We start from the raw sequence: 15,620 nt of genomic DNA on the forward strand, positions 1-15,620 counted from the left end.
ACGGCAAAATCGCACCGGTAAAATACGGCGGGCGCAATGCCAATGGGCTCATCATGCCTCTCGCACGCCGCCTTTTTAAGGGATGGTTAACCATGATGTTCGGGCGCGTCCGGTTTCGGCCGCGTTGACCGGAACCACAAACCACCGCACGATAAGAAACTTTTCCCCTGAGGTGCCACCCGTGGCCGGACTGTCCAACCGCCAGACTGAAATTCTCAACATCGCCCGCGCCTTCGGCCGGGTGATGGTGGAGGATCTCGCCAAGCGTTTCGAGGTTTCGGCTCAGACCATCCGCAAGGACCTCAACGATCTCTGCGACCAGCGCTCGCTGACGCGGATCCACGGCGGCGCCATCATCGCCTCCGGCGTCGAGAACCTCGCCTATGAAGCGCGCCGCTTCGTCGCCGCCGAAGAGAAGCGGGCGATCGGCATTGCGGCCGCCTCGCGGATTCCGAACGGCTGCTCGCTGTTCATCAACATCGGCACCACGACCGAAGAGGTCGCCAGTGCGCTGACCTCGCATGAGGACCTGCTCGTCATCACCAACAACCTCAACGTCGCGATGCTGCTGTATCGCCATCCGCGCATCGAGGTGATCGTGGCGGGCGGCGCGGTGCGCCGCGCCGATGGGGCGGTGATCGGCTCGACGGCAATCAGCCTGATCGGCCAGTTCAAGGTCGACTATGCCATCATCGGCGCCTCCGCGATCGACGAGGAGGGCGCGCTGCTGGATTTCGACTATCGCGAAGTGCAGGCGGCGCAGGCGATCATCGCGAACGCGCGCAGCGTAATGCTGGTCGCCGACTCGACCAAACTCAGGCGCAGCGCGCCGGTGCGCATCGCCCATCTCAGCCAGATCCAGACTTTCGTGACCGACGCCGCGCTTCCCGCCGGGCTTGCCAACATCTGCCACACCCGCGGCATCGAGGTGGTCGAGGCGATGGACAAGCCGGCGCCCGATATCGATGAGCCGGTGGCAGAGACGGCTTCGACCGTCACGCGGCTGCGCTAAACGCGGTAAGTACTGATCACTTCGTTCCAGCATGAAAAAGGCCCCGGCATCGTCCGGGGCCTTTTCATGAGAATTCTGACCTGGAATAGAAAATCTAATCCAGCAGTGCAGAAAAAATGGTTTGTGCTGGATCGGCCGGTGCACGAGGTTCTCTCGGGAAAAAGGAGAACCGAATGCAGATCCGACGCATCAATTCCGAAGCGGCACTCGTGCCGACGACTGGTTATAGCCAGGCGCTTGAGGTCACCGGTCACACAAGGATGCTTTTTGTGAGCGGCCAAATCCCGGCCGCGGCTGACGGCACGGTGCCCGAGGGCTTTGAAGCGCAGTGCAGGCTCGCCTGGAGCAACGTCGAGGCGCAGCTCAAGGCCGCCGGCATGACCCTCGACAATCTGGTCATGCACCGGACCTACCTCGCGGATCGGCGCTACACCATGATCAATCGCGCGGTGCGAAACGATGTGCTTGGCAGACGGGAAACCGCGCTGACCGTCGTCATCGCCGGAATCTTCGACGAGGCGTGGCTGCTTGAGATCGAGGCGGTGGCTGCGGGTTGAAGCCTTTCTAGTGCGTCGCGCAGCGCCATCGCCGCTGCTTTTCGCGATTGCCGCAACCGATCATGCTGCACCATTGCCGGCGCTGGCCCTTGCTGGTGTCGAGGTAATAGACGTCGCAGTCCGAGGCTCCGCATTTGCGGATTCTCTTGCGCTCCTCGTCAACGAGCAGACGCTCGATCGCGAGCGCACAGGCATGCAGTGGGATTTCATGCGCCAGCGCAGGTGACCAGCGGCGGTCGGCCAACCCGGGTGAGGGCGATGCGACCAGCGTCCGGGCCGCATGTGCCGCCTGGATCGCGGCAGACAGCGCGTCGAGGTCGGACTGCCGCGCCGGCCGCCGAGCATGCGCGGCAGCGAGGACATCATGGAGGTGCTCACGGAGCTTGCGCGCGCGTTTCGCAATATGCGAGCCGCTGTTTCCAGGCTGCTTCAGGCGCGCGGCCGTCCGATCGTCGATAAGGCCCGCCAGCGCAGCGAACCGTACCAGGTCACGATACGCGGCAAGGTTCTCGATTGGCGAGGGTGAGGGACGTTCGTCCAGGGTGTTCACGAGATCCAGCGCCGGGTGGCCGCCGCTCCATTCAAACGGATTGGCGCGGCCGCTCATCCTGCTTGCCTCATGTTGCGCTCCATCATAACCTGTAAATTATATCAAAGGGGTTATGATGTCCATTGCGGTCGGAGGCGATGATGGCTGATCTCACCGTCGGTAGCCGCACTGCCGCGCAATATCTCCGGGGCGTCCTCTACGGCCTTGCCGCCGTCAGCATCTGGTCCGGTTGGATCGTGGTGGCGCGTCTCGGATTGCGGACCAGCCTGACGCCATGGGACATCGCAGCGCTTCGCTTTGGCGTGGCCGGCTTGCTCCTGCTGCCCTACGTGATGCGCAAGGGGCTCGCGTTCGAGCGGCTCGGCTGGATCGGGCTGGCGGCGATCGTGGTCGGAGGCGGCGCTCCGGTCCTGCTGGCGAATGCTGGCCTGTTGTTCGCGCCAGCGGCGCATGCGGGCGCGCTGTTTCCCGGCGTCATGCCGCTGGCGGTGGCGGTGCTTGCCGCGGCTATCCTGCACGAGCCGTTCACGGATGCGAAAAAGCTTGGCTTCGTGCTGATCCTGCTCGGCGTCCTCGCCATCGCCTGGAACGCTGGCGGCGCAGTCGGCTCCGGGCAAACGATCGGGCACGCGCTGTTTCTCGGTTCTGCCGTGGCATGGGCCTGCTACACGGTCGCGATGCGTCGCGCGCGGCTCGATGGCCTGCATGCGGCTGCTGTCGCCGCGGTCGGCGCTCTGTTTATCTACATACCCGTCTATTTCGCCGTGGAAGGTATCAGTCTCGCCAAGGCCCCTCGGGAAGACCTGGTGCTTCAGGCGATCGTGCAGGGGCTTCTGACGGCGATCGTTTCACTGGTTTTCTATGGACGGGCGGTCAGCCTTCTCGGTGCCTCCAGCGGTGCCGCGTTCGCAGCGCTGTCGCCGGCGCTGACGGCCGTCATGGCCATTCCTGTTCTGGGTGAGTGGCCGACGGCAATCGACTGGATCGCGATCGCAGGCATCTCCACCGGCGTTTACGTCGTCAGCGGCGGGCCGCTGCCGCAACGGCGGAGCTGACGGCTCCGGTCAATTCGCTCCATAGAAAACCGACTGGTTCCCCATTTTCGATTTGCTTTCGTTTTTCTTTGTGATTAACTCCGATCCGAAAGTTAAATCGCCGAAGTGAAGAGGCGATCGCCGGGGAAGCGTCTGTTGGATCGGATTTTCGACCTCGCCATCATCGGAGGCGGCATCAACGGCTGCGGCATCGCGCGCGATGCGGTGGGCCGGGGCAATTCCGTTTTCCTTTGTGAAATGAACGACTTGGCGAGCGGGACGTCGTCCTGGTCGACCAAGCTGGTGCATGGCGGGCTGCGCTACCTCGAATATTACGAGTTTCGTTTGGTGCGCGAGGCGCTGATCGAGCGCGAAATCCTTTGGCAGATCGCGCCCCACATCATCCGCCCGCTGCGTTTCGTTTTGCCGCACCATTCGGGGTTGCGGCCGGCCTGGCTGCTGAGGCTAGGGTTGTTCCTGTACGACCACATTGGCGGCCGTCATCTGCTGCCGCCGACACGTTCGGTCGATCTCGCGCATGACGAGGTCGGAAAACCCTTGATCGCCAACCGCTACAGCAAAGGCTTTGAGTACTCCGACTGCTTCGTCGATGACGCGCGCCTGGTCGTGCTCACGGCGCGCGACGCGGCCGATCGCGGCGCCGAGATCCACACGCGCACGCGGGCGGTCGAGATCAGGCAGGTCGACGGCGTCTGGCACGTCACCGTCGAGGATACGCCAAGCGGCACGCGCACCACGATCCAGGCGCGCGCGCTGGTCAATGCCGGCGGCCCCTGGGTCGAACAGGTGCTCTCGTCGGGATCGGGCGTCAATTCACGCGCAAAGGTTCGCCTGGTGCAGGGCTCGCACATCGTGGTGCGCAAGCTCTATGACCACGACCGCGCCTACATTTTCCAGAACGCCGACGGCCGCATCATCTTCGTCATTCCCTATCAGGATGATTTCACGCTGATCGGCACCACCGATCGCGATTATGACGGCGACCCGGCCAAGGTGAAGGCCTCCACCGAGGAGATCGCCTATCTCTGCGCCTCCGCCAGCGAATATCTGGCAAAGCCGGTAAAGCCGGAGGACGTGGTCTGGACTTATTCGGGCGTGCGTCCGCTCTACGACGACGGCGCCAGCGAAGCGAAAGCTGCGACGCGAGATTACGTCTTCGAACTCGATACGCCCGGCGGCGCGCCGCTGCTGTCGATCTATGGCGGCAAGATCACGACCTATCGGCGGCTGGCCGAAGAAGCGCTGGAACGGCTGGCGCCCTACTTGCGCAGTTCAAAGAAGGAAGGCTGGACCGGCAAGGCCGCGCTGCCCGGCGGCGACATGGATGTTTCCGCAATCGCGGCGCTGACGGCGGAACTGACGCGGGACTATCCGTTCCTCATTCCCGCACATGCGAAGCGGTTGGCGCATGCCTATGGCACCCGCGCCAGCAAGGTGCTTGGCAACGCGAAATCGATGGCCGATCTCGGCCAGTCCTTTGGCGCGACCTTGACGGAGAGCGAAGTCAGGTACCTGATGTCGGCCGAATGGGCCTGCACCGCCGAAGACGTTGCGTGGCGCCGCTCCAAGCTCGGATTGCGGCTGTCCGCGGGCGAAATCGCCGTCCTCGACGAATGGATGGCCGCCCATCGCACGTCCGGTGAACGACCCCTGCGTGAAGCGGGAGGACGGACATGAGCGTCACGCTCGATCGCGTCACACGAACCGTCGACGGCATCGCGACCATCCGCGATGTGTCGTTGACGCTTGAGCGCGGCACGCTGAGCGTACTGCTCGGGCCGACGCTTTCCGGCAAGACCTCGATCATGCGGCTGCTCGCCGGGCTCGACAGGCCGGGATCAGGCCGCGTGCTGGTCGACGGCAACGATGTCACCGGCTTCGACGTGCGCAAGCGTTCGGTCGCGATGGTCTATCAGCAGTTCATCAATTATCCCTCGCTGACGGTCTATGAGAACATCGCCTCGCCGTTGCGGGTGCAGGGCAAGCCGCGCGCGGAAATCGAAAAGCGCGTGCAGGAGGCGTCGCGCCTGCTCAAGCTCGAGCCGTATCTGCAGCGCACACCGCTGCAACTCTCCGGTGGCCAGCAGCAGCGCACCGCGATTGCGCGCGCGCTGGTCAAGGGCGCGGATCTGGTGCTGCTCGACGAGCCGCTCGCCAATCTCGATTACAAGCTGCGCGAGGAGTTGCGCACCGAATTGCCGCGCATCTTCGAGGCGTCGGGCGCGATCTTCGTCTATGCGACCACCGAGCCTTCCGAAGCCCTGCTGCTCGGTGGCCGAACCGTCTGCATGTGGGAAGGCCAGGTCCTGCAGGCCGGCGATACCCCGAAGGTCTATCGCCATCCGGATACGCTGCGCGTGGCGCAGGTGTTCTCCGATCCGCCGCTCAACATTGTCGGCATCGAAAAGAAAAACGGCACGGTGCAATATGCCGGCGGCATCCAGGCGCCGGCCAGCGGGCTTTATGCGTCACTTGCCGATGGGCCCTATCGCGTCGGCTTCCGCGCCCATCAGCTTGAAGTCGCCAATGGCATCGCCGGCCGCCACGCGTTTCAGGCCACCGTCACCGTGACCGAGATCACCGGTTCGGAAAGCTTCGTGCATCTGAGCCGCGACGCGTCGAACTGGGTCGCGGTGCTGCAGGGCGTCCACGAGTTCGAGCCGGGCCACGTGCTCGACGCCGTGCTCGACCCCGACAATCTTTTCGTGTTCGACGCCGCCGACCGTCTGGTCGCGGCGCCTAAACAAGACAACGCCTGAGGGAGATGCCGCATGGCCCGCATTGACCTCGTCGATCTCGCGCATTCCTACGGCGGCAATGACGCCGCGACCGAATCATTTGCGCTGAAGCCGGTGACGATGACCTGGCGCCAGGGCGGCGCCTATGCGCTGCTCGGGCCGTCCGGCTGCGGCAAGACCACGCTGCTCAACCTGATTTCCGGGATCGTGACGCCGTCGCGCGGCCAGATATTGTTCGACGGCGCCGATATCACACCGCTGTCAACCCAGAAGCGCAATATCGCGCAGGTGTTCCAGTTTCCGGTGATCTACGACACCATGACGGTCGGGCAGAACCTCGCATTCCCCTTGAAGAACCGCGGCGTCCCGAAAGCCGAAATCGACGCGCGCGTGAAGCAGATCGCCGACCTGCTCGACCTCACGCCGCATCTCGATCGCAAGGCAACTCGGCTGACCGCGGACGCCAAGCAGAAGATCTCGCTCGGCCGCGGCCTGGTGCGATCAGACGTCGCCGCGATCCTGTTCGACGAGCCGCTGACGGTGATCGATCCCGAATTGAAGTGGCAGTTGCGCTCCAAGCTCAAGGCGCTGCATCGCGACCTCGATCTCACGATGATCTACGTCACCCATGACCAGACCGAGGCGCTGACCTTTGCCGACACGGTGGTGGTGATGCATGACGGCCGGGTGGTTCAGAGCGGCACGCCGGCCGAACTGTTCGACAAGCCCGCACATACGTTCGTCGGCTACTTCATCGGCTCGCCCGGCATGAATATCGTGCCGGCCGAGGTGAGGGGCCGCGAGGCCCGGATCAGCGGTCACCCGATCGCATTGAACCGCAGCTATGACACGCTGCCGGCGGGCGCGAAGATCGAAGTCGGCGTGCGTCCGGAATTCGTCGACGTCGCGGCGCCCGCGCCGGGATTGCTGTCGGCCAATATCGAGCGCATCGACGATCTCGGCCGCGTCCGCTTCGCGCGCGTCCGGATCGGCGACGCCAAGTTCGCCGCGCGGGTACCGCCGGGGTTTTCAGTCTCCGGCGAGACTGCCGGACTGGTTTTCAATCCGACGCATGTTCACGTCTATGCCGACAGCCGTCTGGTCGAGGGGACCGCCTGATGGACAAGACGATCAACCAAAAAGCCTGGTTCCTGGTGCTGCCGGTGTTTCTGGTGGTCGCGTTCTCCGCGATCCTGCCGCTGATGACGGTGGTGAACTATTCGATGCAGGACACCTTCGGCAACAACCAGTTCTTCTGGAACGGCGTCGGCTGGTTCAAGGAACTGCTCGACCCGTCGACCGATCTCGGTGGACGCTTCCTGGCGTCGCTCGGCCGCAATCTGCTGTTCTCGGCCATCATTCTCGCGATCGAGGTGCCGCTCGGGATCGTGGTCGCGCTGTCGATGCCGCGCGACGGCTGGAGCGTCGCCGCCTGCCTCGTGATCCTGGCGCTGCCGCTTTTGATTCCGTGGAACGTGGTCGGCACCATCTGGCAGATCTTCGGCCGGCCCGACATCGGCCTGCTCGGCTACACGCTGAACAGCCTCGGCATCAACTACAACTACGTCTCCAACGAGTTCGACGCCTGGGCCACCGTCATCGTGATGGATGTCTGGCACTGGACCAGCCTGGTCGCGCTGCTGTGCTACGCCGGACTGAAGTCGATCCCCGACGCCTATTACCAGGCGGCGCAGATCGATGGCGCCTCGCGCTGGGCGGTGTTCACGGCGATCCAGTTGCCGAAGATGAACCGCGTGCTGCTGATCGCGGTGCTGCTTCGCTTCATGGACAGTTTCATGATCTACACCGAGCCGTTCGTGGTGACCGGCGGCGGTCCCGGCAATTCGACCACCTTCGTCTCGATCGAACTGGTCAAGATCGCGCTCGGCCAGTTCGACCTCGGCAAGGCCGCCGCGCTCTCGCTGGTCTACAATCTCATCATCCTGATCGTGTGCTGGGTGTTCTATACCGTGATGACAAACGCCGGGGCCGAACGCCCGGTCAAACAGGGAGCTGAATGATGCATTCGATTCCCGGACGCCGCGTCATCCTCATCACCTTCCTGATCTTCCTGCTGTTGCCGATCTACTGGCTCGTCAACATGAGCTTCAAGACCAATGCCGAGATCGTCTCCACCATGACGCTGTGGCCGCACCAGCCGACGCTGGAAAACTACAAGCGCATCTTCACCGACGAGAGCTGGTATTCCGGCTACATCAACTCGCTGACCTATGTCCTGATCAACACCGTGATCTCGATCGCGGTGGCGCTGCCTGCGGCTTACGGCTTCTCGCGCTACCGTTTTCTCGGCGATAAGCATCTGTTCTTCTGGCTGCTGTCGAACCGGATGGCGCCGGCGGCGGTCTATGCGCTGCCGTTCTTCAATCTCTATTCGGCGATCAATCTGTTCGATACGCCGTGGGCGGTGGCTCTCGCGCATTGCATCTTCAACGTCCCGCTCGCGGTCTGGATCCTCGAAGGTTTTGTCTCGGGCGTGCCACGCGAGATCGACGAGACCGCGTTCCTCGACGGTTATTCGTTCCCGCGCTTCTTCATCAAGATCCTGGTGCCCTTGATCGCGAGCGGCATCGGCGTCGCGGCGTTCTTCTGCTTCATGTTCTCCTGGGTCGAACTGCTGCTGGCGCGCACACTGACGTCGGTGAACGCAAAACCGATCTCGGCGATCATGACCCGCACCGTCTCGGCGGCCGGCATGGATTGGGGCCTGCTGGCGGCGGCCGGTGTGCTCACCATCATCCCCGGTGCGCTGGTGATCTGGTTCGTCCGCAACTACATCGCGCGCGGTTTTGCGCTCGGCCGAGTGTAGGGGGCATTCATGGAACACATCGCATGGATGGCCTGGACGCTCCCGACCGCGATCTTCTTCGTGATGCTGTCGCTGACGCTGGGTGTCATGACCTGGCTTGCGGCGGCGTATCCCGAGGCCGAGCGCGTCGGCGTGCTGCGGATTCCGACCACGCGCGGCGACCGGCTGTTCATCTCGCTGGTGCTCGCCGCGGTCATCCACCTGTTGTGGATCGCCTTTGTCGGTATCGATTCGATCGCGACGCTGCCGATCGGAGAGGGTGTTGAAATATCGAGCCTGTGGCTCGCTACCGTGATTTCGCTTGTTTCGGCCGTGGCGGTTTTCCGCACCGTCTGATGAGGCGAAAAAAGACAGATCCGGGACCAACCCGGGCCTGAAAATTGTTTGTCGCTGCAACCGGAGGACTCAACATGCGACGTTTTAGAGGAAGGAACGGCCCATTGACCAAGGAGAGCTTTCTGACGATGACCAGCGCGGCTGCGCTGATCGCAGCTTCCGTGACGATCGCCGCACCCGCCAGTGCGGACGATGCGGTCAATCAGCGCTGGATCGACAGCGAATTCCAGCCCTCGACGCTGTCGAAGGCGGACCAGCTGAAGGAACTGCAGTGGTTCGAAAAGGCCGCCCAGCCCTTCAAGGGGATGGAAATCAACGTGGTGTCGGAAACCATCACCACGCATGAATATGAATCCAAGACGCTGGCGAAGGCGTTCACCGAGATCACCGGCATCAAGCTGAAGCACGACTTGATCCAGGAAGGTGACGTGGTCGAAAAGCTGCAGACCCAGATGCAGTCCGGCAAGAACGTCTATGACGGCTGGATCAACGACTCGGACCTGATCGGCACCCACTTCCGCTACAACCAGACGGTCGTGCTGTCGGACTACATGACCGGCGAAGGCAAGGACGTCACCAATCCCAATCTCGACGTCAACGACTTCATCGGCAAATCCTTCACCACGGGACCGGACGGCAAGCTCTATCAGCTGCCCGTCCAGCAGTTCGCGAACCTCTATTGGTTCCGCTACGACTGGTTCTCCAATCCGGACTACAAGGCCAAGTTCAAGGCCAAGTATGGCTACGATCTCGGCGTTCCCGTGAACTGGTCGGCCTATGAAGATATCGCCGAGTTCTTCACCAACGACATCAAGGAGATCAACGGCGCCAAGGTCTATGGTCACATGGACTACGGCAAGAAGGATCCCTCGCTCGGCTGGCGGTTCACCGATGCCTGGCTGTCGATGGCCGGCAACGGCGACAAGGGCATCCCGAACGGCAAGCCGGTCGACGAATGGGGCATCCGCATGGAAGGCTGCCGTCCGGTGGGTTCATCCGTCGAGCGCGGCGGTGACACCAACGGTCCGGCGGCGGTCTATTCGATCGCCAAATATCTCGACTGGATGAAGAAGTATGCCCCGCCTCAGGCGCAAGGCATGACCTTCGGCGAAGCCGGACCGGTACCGGCGCAAGGCAACATCGCCCAGCAGATCTTCTGGTACACCGCCTTCACCGCCGACATGGTGAAGCCCGGTATTGCGGTCGTGAACGCCGACGGTTCGCCGAAGTGGCGTATGGCGCCGTCGCCGCACGGCTCGTACTGGAAGGAAGGCATGAAGCTCGGCTACCAGGACGCCGGTTCGGCGACGCTCCTGAAGTCGACGCCGGCGGACCGCCGCAAGGCGGCCTGGCTCTATCTGCAGTTCATCACCTCCAAGACGGTGAGCCTGAAGAAGAGCCACGTCGGTCTCACGTTCATTCGCGAATCCGACATCTGGGATAAGTCCTTTACTGAACGTGCGCCGAAGCTCGGCGGCCTGATCGAGTTCTACCGCTCGCCTGCGCGCGTGCAGTGGACCCCGACCGGCAACAACGTGCCTGACTATCCGAAGCTCGCGCAATTGTGGTGGCAGAACATCGGCGATGCGTCGTCCGGTGCGAAGACGCCGCAAGCCGCGATGGACGCCCTGGCGGCAGCCCAGGACTCCGTGCTCGAGCGTCTGGAGAAATCCAACGTGCAGGGCGCCTGCGGACCGAAGCTGAACAAGAAGGAGACCGCCGAGTTCTGGTTCGCCAAGTCGGAGAAGGACGGCAACGTCGCTCCGCAGCGCAAGCTGGCGAACGAGAAGCCGAAGGGCGAAACCGTCGACTACGACACACTGGTGAAGTCGTGGCCGGCAACACCGCCGAAGCGGGCAGAAGCGAAGTAAGCCTCGCGATTACGAGTGATGCAAAAACTAAAGGCCGGGAGCGATCCCGGCCTTTTTTCTTCTCGTCATTCCGGGGCGCGCGAAGCGCGAGCCCGGAATCCATGGTACTACAAGTTATGCCGCCTGATGGATTCCGGGTCTGGCCCTGCGGGCCATCCCGGAATGACGGCGTTCCTACTCCGCCGCCTGCTTCGCTCCGAGCGTCGGATAGTCCGTATATCCCTTGGCGCCGCCGCCATAGAACGTCGCCTTGTCGAACGCGTTCAGCGGCGCACCCTTCTTCAGCCGTTCGACCAAATCGGGGTTGGAGATGAACGGTTTGCCGAATGCGATCAGGTCGGCCGCGTTGGCATCGAGTTGCTTTGTCGCCAGGTCGAAATCGTAGCCGTTGTTGGCGACATAGGCCTGCTTGAAGCGCTTGCGCAACGAACCATAGTCGAACGGCGCGTGGTCGCGCGGGCCGCCGGTCGCGCCCTCAACGAGGTGGATATAGGTCAGCTTCAGCGCGTTGAGCCCATCCACGATGTGATCGAACAGCGGCTGCGGATTTGAATCTGACACATCATTGGCCGGCGTCACCGGCGAAATGCGGATGCCGGTGCGCTCGGGGCCGGCGACCGCGGCTACCGCCTTCGATACTTCCAGCATCAACTTGGCGCGGTTCTCGATTGAACCACCATAGGCATCGGTACGCTTGTTGGTGCCGTCCTTGGCGAACTGGTCGAGCAGATAGCCGTTGGCGCCGTGGATTTCGATGCCGTCAAAACCGGCGGCGAGCGCATTCTCGGTGCCGCGCTTGAAGTCTTCGATGATCGCTGGAATTTCCGACAGCTCAAGCTCGCGCGGCTCGGAGATGTCGGTGAAGGTGCCGTTGACAAAAGTCTTGCCCTTGGCGCGGATCGCGGACGGAGCCACCGGCTTGCCGCCGCCGGGCTGCAAGGAATCATGCGAGATGCGGCCGACGTGCCAGATCTGGATGAAGATGCGTCCGCCGTTTTCATGCACGCGGTCGGTGACCTTGCGCCAGCCCGCGACCTGCTCCTTCGAATAGATGCCGGGCGTGTCCTGGTAGCCCTGGCCCTGCTGCGAGATCTGGCTGGCCTCGGTGATCAGCAATCCCGCGGAAGCGCGCTGGCCGTAATAGTCGATGGCAAGCTCGCTCGGCACGAAGCTGCCAGGCACCGCGCGGTTGCGGGTCAGGGGCGCCATGACAAGGCGGTTCGGCAGCGTGATCGCGCCAAGCTTGTAGGGCTCGAATAGTGTGGTCTGGCTCATGAAGGGATTTCCGAAAGGTGGATGATGGGGAACAGTTGGGCATTACGGCGGATTGCGCAATGCCCAAAGGTACTCGGAAGCCATTCGGCCGCTGCAGGCTAGGTCCGCACGATCCCGGCCATGTGGCCGGCGTCGAGGAACAGGGTGTAGGCGTTGACGTAGGATGATTCATTCGAAATCAGGAACAGCGCAGCATAGGCGACCTCCCAGCCGGTGCCCTGGCGGCCGAACGGTACCGTCAGCGCGCGGTCGGCCCGCCTGCGGCTGGCATCGCGGCCCATCGGGGAATCGATGAAGCCCGGCGCGATCACATTGCAGCGAATGCCCTTTTCTTCACCGGCCCGCGCAATGGCGCGGCCGAGCGCGATCTGCGCTGCCTTGGAGGATTCATAGGCCGGGTTGCGGCCGTTGGCGCGCTGGCTGGCCATCGACGAGGTCAGCGTGATCGCGCCACCCGGCGACATTACGTCGAGAGCCGCTTGCGCGAACAGCATGTGGCTGCGCACGTTGACGGCATAATCCCTGTCCCAGGCTTCCGCCGTCATCTTCGGCAGCGACAGCCCGCAGGAAATTCCGACATTGAGCGCCAGCCCATCGAGGCCGCCGAGTTGCTTGGCGCAGCGCGCGATCGCCGGCGCAATTGCAGCTATGTCGGAGACATCGACCACGTCGGTGAACGCCCTGCCGCCTTCGCTGGTGATCTGCCTGACCGTGTCATCGGCGGCTTCCTTGCTGATGTCGATGCAGGCGACATGCGCGCCCTCGCGCGCGAACAATACCGACATTGCGCGGCCGTTACCGACAGGCGGCTCCGCGTCGATGATGTTGCGCTGGCCGGCCCCGACCACGATGATGCGGCGCCCTTCCAGCCGGCCACGACCTTTCGCGAGCCCGAGCGTTTCGGCGTGAAGCGAAGCGGCGGGATCGAGTTGCTTTGGTGCTTGCGTGGTGGTGGACATCGGCGGTCTCCCTTCAGCATTTTGTTCTTGCTGAAGGGAGCACTAGCACGGCAAAGCCTGTGACGCTAAGGCGTCCGGTCTTGCCAGGCGAAACCGGTCAGTTCGCGCCCATGTAATCGCGCTTGCCGACCTCGACGCCATTGTGGCGCAGGATGCCGTGGGCAATGGCGGCATGGAAGTAGAATTGCGGAAGCGAGAAGTTCGAGATGAACTGCTGGCCCTTCAGCGTCATGGTCTTGTCCGGCCCCATCGGAAAGGTGACGTCCCTGGTGTCGGCGCCCTCGAACTGCTGGGGCTTGAACGACTTGACGTAGTCAACGGTCCTGGCGAGCCGCTGGCGCAATTCCTCAAAAGTCTTTTCGGTGTCGGGTGTCGACGGCACTTCGCTATGGGTGACGCGGGCACAACCCCTGACCGCAAAATCGGTGGCAAGCTGGATCTGCTTGGAGAGCGGCAGCATGTCCGGATAGAGGCGCGAACCTAACAGCACCTCGGGCTGGATCTTCTTCGCCTCGCAATGCGCTTCTGCCTTGGTGAGCAAGCCGGAGAGGCTACCTAGAATTTGCAGATAGGCCGGAACAGTGGCGTCGTAGAAAGACATGTGATGCTCTTTTCGTTGTGTGGAATTTTATGGCATGCAGAGACTGCGTTGCTGCAGGTGGGGCGGGGGAGAGGAGATTGCAACGCGTAGACCTTGGGAAATGTAGTCAAATATCCGGCGCGCTGAGCAGCTCCTCATCCTGAGGAGCGGCCCCTTGGCCGCGTCTCGAAGGATGCAGGCCCGCCTGTGGCCTCATGGTTCGAGACGGCGCAAGGGCGCCTCCTCACCATGAGGAGCTTTCACCTTGCCTGCGGCATCACCGCCGCCGCCGGCTCCGCGCGGGGCCCGCGCATCCGCGCCAGCAATTCGGCGGTCGGCCAGGAATCCGCCGGCAGGCCGTATTTGATCTGCATCGTCTTCACGGCGGTGCGGCTGAGCTGTCCCATGATGCCGTCGATTTTGCCGACGTTGAAACCGGCGCGCACCAGGAGCTGCTGCAATTCCTTGAGCTCGTTGAGCGGCAGTTGCGCCACCGGCGCGCTGGGCTGGCGCATCGGTGCGGCACCCGCGATGCGGGCCGCGAGATAACCGGCGGTGGTCGAATAGATCAGCGAGTTGTTCCATTCGGTGTAGGCGGCGAAATTCGCGTAGGCCAGGAACGCCGGACCGGTGCGGCCCATCGGCAACAGCATCGACGCCGGCAGATCGTCGTTCGGCAACGGCTTGCCGTCGGCAAAGGTGACGCCGAGCTGCGCCCATTTCGAGCGCGGCAGTTTGATGGTCAAGTCGGCCTGGTCCCAAGGAAAACTTGAAGCCAGGTTTTGCGGCGCGCGCACTTCCTGCAGCCACGGCTCGCCGCGCCGCCATTTCAAACCATTGGCGATATAATTCGCGGTCGAGCCGATCACGTCGGGCGCGCTGCTCAGCAGATTGCGATGGCCATCGCCGTCGTAATCGACCGCGTAGTTGAAATAATGCGTCGGCAGAAACTGAGTCTGGCCGAGTTCGCCGGCCCACGATCCGATCATCTCGCTTGCGGTGAGGTCGCCGCGATCGACGATCTTCAGCGCGGCGATGGTCTCCTTCTGGAACATTTCCGAGCGGCGGCAGTCATACGCCAGCGACACCAGCGAGGGGAGCGTATGCAGCTTGCCGAGTTCGGCGCCAAAGCTGCTCTCCAGCCCCCAGAACGCGGCGATCACCGCCGGCGGCACGCCGTATTCCTTCTCGGCGAGGTTGAACGCGGCCTGATGCATCCGGATTCGCGCTTGCGCATTTTTCGCCGCGCCATCGGATGCCCTGTTCCGCGAAAACTCGGTGAACACCTGGCCGAACACGCGCTGGCCGCGGTCGCGGTTGACGATGCTCTGGTCGTAGACGAGGTAGGGGGCGGCTTCCGCCATCGCGCGCTGCGAGACGCCTTCCGCCACGGCCTTCTGCTTCAGCTCAGAGAGGAAGCGATCGAAACTCATGCCGTTGTGGCACGCCGCACCGCCCCGCGGCGCCGTGGCGACGGGTCGCGCGGCCGGCTGCTCGCCCGGCACCGCAGCGGGCCTGGGTACCGCAGCGGGCCTGGGCTGAGGCGCAACGGCGGGCCGGGCGGGAGCGGGGCGCACGGGAGCCGGGGCTGGTTGGGACGATGCTTGCTGCGGTCCGGAGAGGATCGCCAGCAGCACTGCGCCAGGAAGGAAATGGGTCGTTGAAAAATTTCGCATGCAGTTTCCGAGCAGACGGCGAAAGGTGCTGTTCACCCTCCAGGGGGAGGGCATGGACAGATGGACGGGTAGACGAGGCCACGTGGCGGGCGCTGGCGTCAAGGATATCCGTGCTTCCGACGATGTGAGAACAAGCCCGCTTCCTGCATAGGAGCCTGCCGCCAGAACCGCAGCCCGGAGGCTG

At 63.3% G+C, this 15,620-nt stretch carries 15 protein-coding genes; 10 read left to right on the forward strand and 5 right to left on the reverse strand.

The genetic code is table 11. The annotated features are described in order from the left end of the window. The first annotated feature begins 181 nt into the window (after positions 1 to 181). Positions 182 to 1,012: a DeoR/GlpR family DNA-binding transcription regulator gene (locus JQ575_RS10745; RefSeq protein WP_212033172.1), complete on the forward strand. Its 831-nt coding sequence runs from the start codon at positions 182 to 184 to the stop codon at positions 1,010 to 1,012. Between the two features lie 173 nt (positions 1,013 to 1,185). Further along, entirely contained in the window at positions 1,186 to 1,569 is a 384-nt protein-coding gene (locus JQ575_RS10750) for a RidA family protein (RefSeq protein ID WP_212033173.1), read from the forward strand. 7 nt (positions 1,570 to 1,576) lie between these two features. Here JQ575_RS10750 and JQ575_RS10755 read toward each other — a convergent pair whose 3' ends face one another. Then, a complete protein-coding gene (locus JQ575_RS10755) occupies positions 1,577 to 2,176 on the reverse strand; it encodes an ABATE domain-containing protein (protein WP_212033174.1) in 600 nt (199 codons plus the stop codon). 83 nt (positions 2,177 to 2,259) lie between these two features. On the opposite strand from JQ575_RS10755, the gene JQ575_RS10760 reads away from it, so the two are divergent. The 8 genes from JQ575_RS10760 (at position 2,260) to JQ575_RS10795 (ending at position 10,946) form a co-directional block, all read left to right on the forward strand. Next, entirely contained in the window at positions 2,260 to 3,174 is a 915-nt protein-coding gene (locus JQ575_RS10760; protein ID WP_212033175.1) for a DMT family transporter, read from the forward strand. Between the two features lie 135 nt (positions 3,175 to 3,309). Further along, entirely contained in the window at positions 3,310 to 4,851 is a 1,542-nt protein-coding gene (glpD, locus tag JQ575_RS10765) for a glycerol-3-phosphate dehydrogenase (protein WP_212033176.1), read from the forward strand. Then, positions 4,848 to 5,933 (forward strand): ABC transporter ATP-binding protein, encoded by a 1,086-nt coding sequence (locus tag JQ575_RS10770; RefSeq protein WP_212033177.1) that lies wholly within the window; start codon positions 4,848 to 4,850, stop codon positions 5,931 to 5,933. The genes glpD and JQ575_RS10770 overlap by 4 nt, the downstream gene beginning before the upstream one ends. A 12-nt stretch (positions 5,934 to 5,945) precedes the next feature. Beyond that, a complete protein-coding gene (locus JQ575_RS10775; RefSeq protein ID WP_212033178.1) occupies positions 5,946 to 7,031 on the forward strand; it encodes an ABC transporter ATP-binding protein in 1,086 nt (361 codons plus the stop codon). After that, positions 7,031 to 7,933 carry a carbohydrate ABC transporter permease gene (locus JQ575_RS10780; RefSeq protein WP_192738501.1) on the forward strand — a complete coding sequence of 301 codons (903 nt, stop codon included), beginning with the start codon at positions 7,031 to 7,033 and terminating at the stop codon, positions 7,931 to 7,933. The genes JQ575_RS10775 and JQ575_RS10780 overlap by 1 nt, the downstream gene beginning before the upstream one ends. After that, a complete protein-coding gene (locus JQ575_RS10785; RefSeq protein WP_211997754.1) occupies positions 7,933 to 8,739 on the forward strand; it encodes a carbohydrate ABC transporter permease in 807 nt (268 codons plus the stop codon). The genes JQ575_RS10780 and JQ575_RS10785 overlap by 1 nt, the downstream gene beginning before the upstream one ends. Before the next feature lie 9 nt (positions 8,740 to 8,748). Beyond that, complete coding sequence (locus JQ575_RS10790) at positions 8,749 to 9,075, forward strand: DUF2160 domain-containing protein (protein ID WP_212033179.1); 327 nt, start codon at positions 8,749 to 8,751, stop codon at positions 9,073 to 9,075. A gap of 74 nt (positions 9,076 to 9,149) precedes the next feature. Further along, positions 9,150 to 10,946, forward strand: coding sequence for an ABC transporter substrate-binding protein (locus JQ575_RS10795; RefSeq protein ID WP_212033180.1), 1,797 nt, complete (start codon positions 9,150 to 9,152; stop codon positions 10,944 to 10,946). A gap of 174 nt (positions 10,947 to 11,120) precedes the next feature. Here the strand turns inward: JQ575_RS10795 and JQ575_RS10800 are convergent, their stop codons facing one another. The 4 genes from JQ575_RS10800 to JQ575_RS10815 all read right to left on the reverse strand — a co-directional run bounded on the left by JQ575_RS10800 (position 11,121) and on the right by JQ575_RS10815 (position 15,436). Next, positions 11,121 to 12,221, reverse strand: a complete 1,101-nt coding sequence (locus JQ575_RS10800) for an alkene reductase (protein WP_212033181.1) — start codon at positions 12,219 to 12,221, stop codon at positions 11,121 to 11,123. Positions 12,222 to 12,319: 98 nt separating this feature from the next. Continuing rightward, positions 12,320 to 13,180, reverse strand: coding sequence for an SDR family NAD(P)-dependent oxidoreductase (locus JQ575_RS10805; RefSeq protein ID WP_212033182.1), 861 nt, complete (start codon positions 13,178 to 13,180; stop codon positions 12,320 to 12,322). Positions 13,181 to 13,277: 97 nt separating this feature from the next. Beyond that, a complete protein-coding gene (locus JQ575_RS10810) occupies positions 13,278 to 13,781 on the reverse strand; it encodes a DUF1993 family protein (protein WP_212033183.1) in 504 nt (167 codons plus the stop codon). 239 nt (positions 13,782 to 14,020) lie between these two features. Next, a complete protein-coding gene (locus tag JQ575_RS10815) occupies positions 14,021 to 15,436 on the reverse strand; it encodes a lytic murein transglycosylase (RefSeq protein ID WP_212033184.1) in 1,416 nt (471 codons plus the stop codon). Positions 15,437 to 15,620: the final 184 nt, after the last annotated feature.

Source organism: Bradyrhizobium sp. JYMT SZCCT0428, assembly GCF_018131075.1.
Classification (GTDB): Bacteria; Pseudomonadota; Alphaproteobacteria; order Rhizobiales; family Xanthobacteraceae; genus Bradyrhizobium.

What these genes read in the sequence shown, in the direction of transcription:
- JQ575_RS10775 (WP_212033178.1), top strand. Translation starts at nt 5,946, where the DNA reads ATGGCCCGCATTGACCTCGTCGATCTCGCGCATTCCTACGGCGGCAAT.
- JQ575_RS10800 (WP_212033181.1), bottom strand. Translation starts at nt 12,221, where the DNA reads ATGAGCCAGACCACACTATTCGAGCCCTACAAGCTTGGCGCGATCACG.
- JQ575_RS10760 (WP_212033175.1), top strand. Translation starts at nt 2,260, where the DNA reads ATGGCTGATCTCACCGTCGGTAGCCGCACTGCCGCGCAATATCTCCGG.
- JQ575_RS10750 (WP_212033173.1), top strand. Translation starts at nt 1,186, where the DNA reads ATGCAGATCCGACGCATCAATTCCGAAGCGGCACTCGTGCCGACGACT.
- JQ575_RS10790 (WP_212033179.1), top strand. Translation starts at nt 8,749, where the DNA reads ATGGAACACATCGCATGGATGGCCTGGACGCTCCCGACCGCGATCTTC.
- JQ575_RS10795 (WP_212033180.1), top strand. Translation starts at nt 9,150, where the DNA reads ATGCGACGTTTTAGAGGAAGGAACGGCCCATTGACCAAGGAGAGCTTT.
- JQ575_RS10805 (WP_212033182.1), bottom strand. Translation starts at nt 13,180, where the DNA reads ATGTCCACCACCACGCAAGCACCAAAGCAACTCGATCCCGCCGCTTCG.
- JQ575_RS10780 (WP_192738501.1), top strand. Translation starts at nt 7,031, where the DNA reads ATGGACAAGACGATCAACCAAAAAGCCTGGTTCCTGGTGCTGCCGGTG.
- JQ575_RS10755 (WP_212033174.1), bottom strand. Translation starts at nt 2,176, where the DNA reads ATGAGCGGCCGCGCCAATCCGTTTGAATGGAGCGGCGGCCACCCGGCG.
- JQ575_RS10815 (WP_212033184.1), bottom strand. Translation starts at nt 15,436, where the DNA reads ATGCGAAATTTTTCAACGACCCATTTCCTTCCTGGCGCAGTGCTGCTG.
- JQ575_RS10810 (WP_212033183.1), bottom strand. Translation starts at nt 13,781, where the DNA reads ATGTCTTTCTACGACGCCACTGTTCCGGCCTATCTGCAAATTCTAGGT.
- JQ575_RS10770 (WP_212033177.1), top strand. Translation starts at nt 4,848, where the DNA reads ATGAGCGTCACGCTCGATCGCGTCACACGAACCGTCGACGGCATCGCG.
- JQ575_RS10785 (WP_211997754.1), top strand. Translation starts at nt 7,933, where the DNA reads ATGCATTCGATTCCCGGACGCCGCGTCATCCTCATCACCTTCCTGATC.